Annotated in this window: 8 protein-coding genes; all 8 read right to left on the reverse strand. The window is 66.9% G+C overall.

What is annotated here, in order from left to right:
- Positions 1 to 191: 191 nt before the first annotated feature.
- On the reverse strand, positions 192 to 1952 hold the full coding sequence (gene ptsP, locus AC3WRI_RS29055; protein WP_010814837.1) for a phosphoenolpyruvate--protein phosphotransferase: 1761 nt from the start codon (positions 1950 to 1952) through the stop codon (positions 192 to 194).
- Between the two features lie 49 nt (positions 1953 to 2001).
- Entirely contained in the window at positions 2002 to 2271 is a 270-nt protein-coding gene (locus AC3WRI_RS29060) for an HPr family phosphocarrier protein (protein ID WP_010814838.1), read from the reverse strand.
- A complete protein-coding gene (locus AC3WRI_RS29065; RefSeq protein WP_010814839.1) occupies positions 2240 to 2695 on the reverse strand; it encodes a PTS sugar transporter subunit IIA in 456 nt (151 codons plus the stop codon). The genes AC3WRI_RS29060 and AC3WRI_RS29065 overlap by 32 nt, the downstream gene beginning before the upstream one ends.
- A gap of 68 nt (positions 2696 to 2763) precedes the next feature.
- A complete protein-coding gene (gene gshB / locus AC3WRI_RS29070) occupies positions 2764 to 3717 on the reverse strand; it encodes a glutathione synthase (RefSeq protein WP_010814840.1) in 954 nt (317 codons plus the stop codon).
- An 8-nt stretch (positions 3718 to 3725) separates the two neighbouring features.
- Positions 3726 to 5021 (reverse strand): glutamate--cysteine ligase, encoded by a 1296-nt coding sequence (gshA, locus tag AC3WRI_RS29075; RefSeq protein WP_011614459.1) that lies wholly within the window; start codon positions 5019 to 5021, stop codon positions 3726 to 3728.
- Positions 5022 to 5573: 552 nt separating this feature from the next.
- Positions 5574 to 7130 (reverse strand): ammonium transporter, encoded by a 1557-nt coding sequence (gene amt / locus AC3WRI_RS29080; RefSeq protein WP_010814842.1) that lies wholly within the window; start codon positions 7128 to 7130, stop codon positions 5574 to 5576.
- Between the two features lie 32 nt (positions 7131 to 7162).
- The gene (locus tag AC3WRI_RS29085) at positions 7163 to 7501 is read right to left on the reverse strand and encodes a P-II family nitrogen regulator (RefSeq protein ID WP_010814843.1); all 339 of its coding nucleotides are present in this window, start codon (positions 7499 to 7501) and stop codon (positions 7163 to 7165) included.
- Between the two features lie 52 nt (positions 7502 to 7553).
- On the reverse strand, positions 7554 to 7694 hold a 141-nt coding region (locus AC3WRI_RS29090), incomplete at its 5' end, for a TorF family putative porin (RefSeq protein WP_492294590.1).

Below are 7694 nucleotides of genomic sequence, written 5' to 3' on the forward strand. Positions count from 1 at the left end.
GCACCGGCATGCCACTGCGAATGAACGTCAGAATATCAGAGATCAATAATGATAACAATTCCCATTAAGCCACATTGGGAGAGGTCGGGTAGACGCCACAGGATGCAAAAGGAAGGCGGCTGAGGCGGCACTTTCCGGCTTGCAGAAGTGCTGCACCAGCCGCCTTTCCGCATCAGAAAACCCTGATGGCCTCAGGGTCGTGCCAGCTGCCGCAGGGCGGCCGCCTGCTCCTCGGGATCGAAGGCCTGCAGGACCTGGTCGACCAGCGGCTCGAGCCGTTCGCAGTGGGCATGCAGGATCTCCTGCTTGACCCGCAGCAGCTGCGCCGGGTGCATCGAGAACTCGCGCAGCCCCATGCCCAGCAGCAGCCGGGTCATGGACGGGTCGCCCGCCATTTCGCCGCACACGGCCACCGGCACGCCGGCGCGGTTGGCCTCGCGGATGGTGCGCGCCACCAGCTGCAGCACCGCCGGGTGCAGCGGGTCGAACAGGTGCGCCACCGCGTTGTCGGCGCGATCGATGGCCAGCGTGTACTGGATCAGGTCGTTGGTGCCGATGGACAGGAAGTCCATCTTGCGCAGGAACAGCGGCAGCAGCAGCACCGCCGCCGGGATCTCGATCATGGCGCCGACCTTCATGCCCGGGTCATAGGCCTCGCCGCGCTCGTCGAGCTGGCGCTTGGCCTTGGCGATCAGCGCCAGGGTCTGGTCGATCTCGCTGGCATGCGCCAGCATCGGCACCAGCAGCCGCACCGGGCCGAAGGCCGAAGCCCGCAGCAGCGCGCGCAGCTGGGTCAGGAACATGCCCGGCTCGGACAGCGACCAGCGGATCGCGCGCAGGCCCAGCGCCGGGTTCAGCGCGGTCTCGAATTCATCGCCGCGGGCATCGAGCGGCTTGTCGGCGCCGATGTCGATGGTGCGGATAGTCACCGGCAGCCCGTGCATGGCATCGACCGCGCCGCGGTAGGCCTGGAACTGCTCGTCCTCGCCCGGCAACTCGTCGCGCCGGTTCATGAACAGGAATTCGGAACGGAACAGGCCCACGCCGACCGCGCCGGCCGCCAGCGCCGCGCCGGCGTCCTCGGCCATCTCGATATTGGCCAGCAGGTCGATTTCCAGCCCGTCCAGCGTCACCGCCGGGGTATGCCGCAGCCGCTGCAGGCGCTTCTTTTCCAGCGCGCGCTCGCTCTGCCGGTGGCGGTACTCTTCCAGGATGATGGCGGTCGGGTCGACGATCACCAGCCCGGCATCGCCGTCGATGATGATCCAGTCGTCCTGGCGGATCAGCTCGCTCGCGCTCTGCACGCCGACCGCGGCCGGGATGTCCAGGCTGCGCGCGACGATGGCGGTATGCGAGGTGCGTCCGCCCATGTCGGTGACGAAGCCGTGGAAGATGGTATGGCGGAACTGCAGCATGTCGGCCGGGGCGATATCGTGGGCCACCACGATCACCCCGGTCGCGGCCTCGCCGTCGGCGGCCAGCGCCGGCACCGGCGCGGGCACCAGCACCGGAGCCCCGGCGAGCGCCTTCAGGATGCGCTCGACCACCTGCCGGATATCGGTCTTGCGCTCGCGCAGGTATTCATCCTCGATCTCGTCGAACTGGCGCATCAGCTCTTCGAGGCGCGTGGTAAGTGCCCACTCTGCGTTGTAGCGGCGGCCCCGGATCAGGGCCTCGGGCTCGCGCGCCAGCGCCTCGTCGTCGAGGATCATCGCGTGCACGTCCAGGAATGCGCCCAGCTCCTCGGGCGCATCGCGCGGCAGGTCGCGCTTGAGCGCGGCCAGCTCCGCCCGCACCGCGGCGCGCGCTGCGCGCAGCCGTTCGACCTCGGCGTCGAGCTGGTCTTCATCGACCAGGTAGTGCGACACGTCCAGCGCCGCGGGCGCAAGCAGGTGCGCGCGCCCGATGGCGACGCCGCGCGAGACCGGGATGCCGTGCAGGGCGAAAGGCATGTACCGCTCCGTCAGGAACGTTTAAGAATTCGGGTCGAGGCCGCCGGCCTCACTCTCCCTCACCAAAGCGGTTGGCGATCAGCGCCAGCAGCGCGTCCATCGCCTCCTGCTCGTCGGGGCCGTCGGTCTCGAGGGTCACCGTCGAGCCGATCCCGGCGGCCAGCATCATGACGCCCATGATGCTCTTGGCGTCGACCTGGCGACCATTGCGGGACATCTTGACCTGGCTGACAAAGTTGCCGGCGAGCTGGGTCAGCTTGGCGGACGCGCGCGCATGCAGGCCGAGTTTATTGATGATGGTGGTGTCCCTCTGCAGCATATTTGTCGGGATGGTTTGCGGTTTGGTTCTGGACAGTCGTGGTGCCGACCTGCAGCACACCCTGCGAGCCGCCGGCCAGGGCCTTGGTGGCAAGCTGGTCGAGCTTTTCGCCGCGGTAGCAGATCGCGCGCACGAGCATGGGAAGGTTGACGCCGGCCAGCACCCGCACGCGGCCCGGCTCGGCCAGGCGTGCGGCAATATTGGCGGGGGTGGCGCCGAAGATATCGGTGAGGACCAGCGCGCCGTTGTCCTCGCAGATGGCCGCCAGCCGGCGCCTGGCCTCGGCCAGCACGACGGCGGGGTCGGCATCGGGAAGGACGTCGATGGATTCCAGCCGCTGCGGCTGGCCGCAGTAGACGTGGGCGGCGCAATCGCGCAGCGCCGAAGCCAGCGGGGTGTGCGCGATGATCAGAATGCCTGCCATGATGGTGAATCCGTTGGATTGCCCCGATTGTAGCAGGCGGCCCCCCGCGCTCCCGCTGCCGGCCAGGCTCAGCGCCCGGCCGCGTCCACGGCGTGCTCCAGCGCGTCGATGAACATCGCCGCGACATGGAAGCCGGTTTGCTGGGTGATCTCCTGGAAACAGGTCGGACTCGTCACATTGACCTCGGTCAGGTAGTCGCCGATGACGTCCAGGCCCACCAGCAGCAGGCCCTGCTCCCACAGCCCCGGCGCCAGGGCCTCGGCGATCTCGCGGTCGCGCGGGCTCAGTTCCTGCGCGCGGCCGGTGCCGCCGGCAGCCAGGTTGCCGCGCACCTCGCCGGCCATCGGCACGCGCGCCAGCGAATATGGCACCGGCACGCCGCCGATCAGCAGGATGCGCTTGTCGCCGTCCTTGATCGCCGGGATATAGCGCTGCACCATCAGCGTGCGGGCGCCGTCGTGGCCCAAAGTCTCGACGATCGCGGCCAGGTTCATGCCGTCCGCGCCGACGCGGAACACGCCCATGCCGCCCATGCCGTCGAGCGGCTTGACGATGATGTCGCGGTGCTCGGCGTGGAAGTCGCGGATGCGTGCCAGGTCGCGCGTAACCAGCGTCGGCGTGATGAATTCCGGGTACTGGGCAATCGCCAGCTTCTCGGAATGGTCGCGGATCGCGCGCGGCTTGTTGAACACGCGCGCGCCCTGCGCCTCGGCCAGCTCCAGCAGCCAGGTGCTGGTGACGTACTCCATGTCGAAGGGCGGGTCCTTGCGCATCAGCACCGCGTCGAATGCCGACAGCGGCTCCAGCGCGCTGTTGCCTTCGCGGTACCAGGCGTGGTCGTCGCCGGTCAGGTGCAGTCGCGTGGCCATGGTCTCGACCACACGGCCGGACAGGGTCAGTTGCGGCTGCAAGCACCAGTACAGCTCGTGGCCGCGCGCGGCGGCCTCGGTCATCATGGCGTAGGTGGAGTCCTTGTAGGTCTTGAAGGTCTCCAGCGGGTCAGTGATGAAGAGGATGCGCATGGGGCTCGTCACAGGATCGGGTTCGGGTCGGTTTTCTCGAGTTCCAGGGACGCCGCCAGCAGCGCCAATCGCGCCACCACGCCGTACATGTAGAACCGGTTAGGCACCGCCGCGCCGGGCTTGGCGTGGGAGTCGGGGATACCGTTGGGCGCAAACGCCAGCGGCACGAAATGCATGCCCGGCGCGTTCAGGTTCTCGTCGTTGCCGCGGCCCGTGTGCACGCGGTAGAAGCCGCCGACCACGTAGCGGTCGATCATGTACACCACCGGCTCGGCCACCGCTTCATTGACCTTCTCGAAGGTGTGCACGCCTTCCTGGATGATGACGTCGCTGACCTCCAGGCCTTCCTTGACGACGCTCATCTTGTTGCGCTCCTTCCGGTTCAGGCCCTTGACCTCGGACGGATCGCGCACGGTCATGATGCCCATGCCGTAGGTGCCGGCATCGGCCTTGACCACCACGTACGGGGTTTCCTTGATGCCGTACTCGCGGTACTTCTTGGCGATTTTCTTGAGCACGCCCTCGACCGCGTCGGCCAGTTCTTCCTCGCCCACGCGCTCGTGGAAGTCCACGCCGGAGCAGCGGGCGAAGTACGGGTTGACCATCCACTGGTCGATGTCGATCAGCTTGGCGAACTTCTTGGCCACCTCGTCATAGGCGGCAAAGTGGCTGCTCTTGCGGCGCGTGGACCAGCCGGCATGCAGCGGCGGCAGCAGGTACTGCTCGTTGATGTTTTCCAGGATCGGCGGGATGCCGGCCGACAGGTCGTTGTTCAGCAGGATCGAACAGGGGTCGAAGTCCTTCAGCCCCAGCCGGCGGCCCCTGGTGCCCAGGCGCGCGAGCGGCTCGACCACCAGGGTCTGGCCGTCCGGCAGCTCGATCGGGGTCGGTTCGGTGATTTCCTCGGAGAGCGAGCCCAGGCGCACGTTCAGGCCCGCCTGGCGCATGATCAGCGACAGCCGCGCCACGTTCTGCAGGTAGAACATGTTGCGGGTATGCCGCTCGGGGATCAGCAGCAGGTTCTTGGCGTCCGGGCAGATCTTCTCGATCGCCGCCATCGCCGCCTGCACCGCCAGCGGCAGCATTTCCGGGGCCAGGTTGTTGAATCCGCCCGGGAACAGGTTGGTGTCGACCGGCGCCAGCTTGAAGCCGGCGTTGCGCAGGTCCACCGAGCAATAGAACGGAGGGGTATGCTCCTGCCATTCCAGCCTGAACCAGCGCTCGATGGACGGCGTGGCGTCCAGGATTTTCTTTTCCAGTTCGAGCAGCGGACCGTTCAGCGCGGTGATGAGATGCGGGACCATATCCATCCTATAAATCGTCGTCTTAATCGTTCGCCCCGATTGTAGAGGAACGGCCAACCAGGCGCTGGCACACCCCTTATAAGGATATGCATGGCCGGGCCTGAGGGATAACGATATGGGGATGGGCGGCGCGAAATAAAGAGCCGGCCGCACCGGCAAAAAAAAAGCGCGGCAATGCCGCGCTCTTAAATGGCCTGACAGATACGGGGAGCGTTCTGCAGGTGGAGGAAACTGCCTCACTGGCAATGTATGTGCCCCGCACATTAAAGACAATTGAAGCTTTTTAAGATCGGAGTTAAGCACTTTGCGAAAAGCCCGCGCAGCGCGCGGGGGGATCGCCAGCCAGCCCTTGCCGGCGCTCGGCTGGCGGGTTTTGCGAGGAAGCTCGGAAGTCCCCCCGAAGCATTCGCGGCACGCGTTGTTCGGCCATGGCTGACCGCCAAATGTATGCAATCTCAGGCAATGCCGGAAAGAAAAAAGCCCGGCACGCGGCCGGGCGAAAACTCCTGAGAGAAGATTCCCAATCAGCTCTCCAGCACAACACTTTTGCGCTCAGACTTCATACGCGGTCTCGCCGTGCGAGGTGATATCCAGGCCCTCGCGTTCTTCGTCTTCCGGCACCCGCAGGCCGATCAGCATGTCCACCAGCTTGTAGGCCACGAAGGCGACCACGCCGGACCACACCACGGTGGTCAGCACGCCTTCGAACTGGATCCACAGCTGGCCGGCGATCGAGTAGTCGTCCGCCACCTTGTTGGCCACGTAGTCGTAGATGCCCGTGCCGCCGAGGCTGGGCGCGGCAAACACGCCGGTCAGCAGCGCACCCACGATGCCGCCCACGCCGTGCACGCCGAACACATCCAGCGAGTCGTCCATGCCCAGCATGCGCTTCAGGCCGGTCACTCCCCACAGGCACAGCAGGCCGGCGATCAGGCCCATCACGATCGAGCCCATCGGGCCGACAAAGCCGGCCGCCGGGGTGATCGCCACCAGGCCAGCCACCGCGCCCGAGGCGCCGCCCAGCATCGACGGCTTGCCCTTGCCGATCCACTCGCCGAAGGTCCACGCCAGCACTGCTGCGCAGGTGGCCAGCAGCGTGTTGACGAAGGCCAGCGCGGCCGAGCCGTTGGCTTCCAGCGCCGAGCCGGCGTTGAAGCCGAACCAGCCGAACCACAGCAGCGAGGCACCCACCATGGTGAAGGTCAGGCTGTGCGGACGGATCGCCTCACGGCCGAAGCCGATGCGCTTGCCGAACATGTAGGCGCCCACCAGGCCGGCCACGGCCGCGTTGATGTGCACCACGGTGCCGCCGGCGAAGTCGAGCGCGCCCTTCTGGAACAGCCAGCCCGACTTGGCGGTCGCGGCGGCGCCGGCAGCAGCGTCGGTGTAGGCGTCCGGACCCGGCCAGAACCAGACCATGTGGGCCATCGGGATGTAGGAGAAGGTGAACCACAGCACCACGAACACCAGCACGGCCGAGAACTTGGCGCGTTCGGCGAAGGCGCCGATGATCAGGCCGCAGGTGATGCAGGCGAAGGCGCACTGGAAGGCGAAGTAGCCCAGTTCCGGCACCACCACGCCCTTGCTGAAGGTGGCGGCCACGGCCTCGACCGTCAGCCCCTTCATGAAGAGCCGGTCGGTGCCGCCGAAGAAGGCGTTGCCCTCGGTGAAGGCAAAGCTGTAGCCATAGATCGCCCACAGCAGCGCCACCAGCGAGAAGATCACCAGGCACTGCATCAGCACCGACAGCATGTTCTTGGAGCGCACCAGGCCGCCGTAGAACAGCGCCAGGCCGGGCAGCGTCATCAGGATCACGAAGGCGGTCGAGACCAGCAGCCAGGCGGTGTCGCCCTTGTTGGGCACCGGTGCGGCCGGCGCGGCGGCCGCTTCCGCGGGGGCGGCGGCCGGTGCGGCCGCGGCGGCAGCGGGAGCAGCCGGCGCCGAAGCTTCGGCAGCGGCTGCAGCGGGGGCGGCGGAGGCGGCCGGGGCAGATGCCTCGGCGGCCGGCTTGTCCTGTGCGGCGGCCGGCGTGGAGATGCCCACGCCCGCCGTGCCGATGGCCAGCGCCATCGCGCCGGCCGTCAGGAATCGCTTGAACCAGGTTTTCATGTGCTTAACCTCTTGTGATGTGCTGTCTCGGGTCACAGGGCATCGCCGCCGGTCTCGCCGGTGCGGATGCGGATGACCTGCTCGATCGGTGCCACGAAGATCTTGCCGTCGCCGATCTTGCCGGTGCGGGCCGATTTCTCGACCGCCTCGATGGCGCGCTCGACCACGTCGTCGGGCACCGCCACCTCGATCTTCACCTTGGGCAGGAAGTCGACGATGTATTCGGCGCCGCGGTACAGCTCGGTGTGGCCCTTCTGGCGGCCGAAGCCTTTCACTTCGGTCACGGTAATGCCGGACACGCCCACGTCCGACAGCGCTTCGCGCACTTCGTCGAGCTTGAACGGCTTGATGACTGCGATGATGAGTTTCATCCGATTTCTCCTCGGGGCAGGCCGGCGCTGCCTGCCCGGCCTGCGGCAATGATTAGAAAGTCTTGGTGATCGAGGCCCAGGCCGTGGCCTTGCCCAGGTAGCGGCCGCGGTTGGCGCTGGTGTAGGCCACTTCCTTGGCGTTGGTGTCGACATAGGCAACCGCCAGCGCGAAGCCCTTGCCCAGGTCCTTGGT

The organism is Cupriavidus sp. FW305-27, from assembly GCF_058787995.1.

What these genes read in the sequence shown, in the direction of transcription:
- gshA (WP_011614459.1), bottom strand. Translation starts at nt 5,021, where the DNA reads ATGGTCCCGCATCTCATCACCGCGCTGAACGGTCCGCTGCTCGAACTG.
- AC3WRI_RS29085 (WP_010814843.1), bottom strand. Translation starts at nt 7,501, where the DNA reads ATGAAACTCATCATCGCAGTCATCAAGCCGTTCAAGCTCGACGAAGTG.
- amt (WP_010814842.1), bottom strand. Translation starts at nt 7,130, where the DNA reads ATGAAAACCTGGTTCAAGCGATTCCTGACGGCCGGCGCGATGGCGCTG.
- AC3WRI_RS29060 (WP_010814838.1), bottom strand. Translation starts at nt 2,271, where the DNA reads ATGCTGCAGAGGGACACCACCATCATCAATAAACTCGGCCTGCATGCG.
- ptsP (WP_010814837.1), bottom strand. Translation starts at nt 1,952, where the DNA reads ATGCCTTTCGCCCTGCACGGCATCCCGGTCTCGCGCGGCGTCGCCATC.
- gshB (WP_010814840.1), bottom strand. Translation starts at nt 3,717, where the DNA reads ATGCGCATCCTCTTCATCACTGACCCGCTGGAGACCTTCAAGACCTAC.
- AC3WRI_RS29065 (WP_010814839.1), bottom strand. Translation starts at nt 2,695, where the DNA reads ATGGCAGGCATTCTGATCATCGCGCACACCCCGCTGGCTTCGGCGCTG.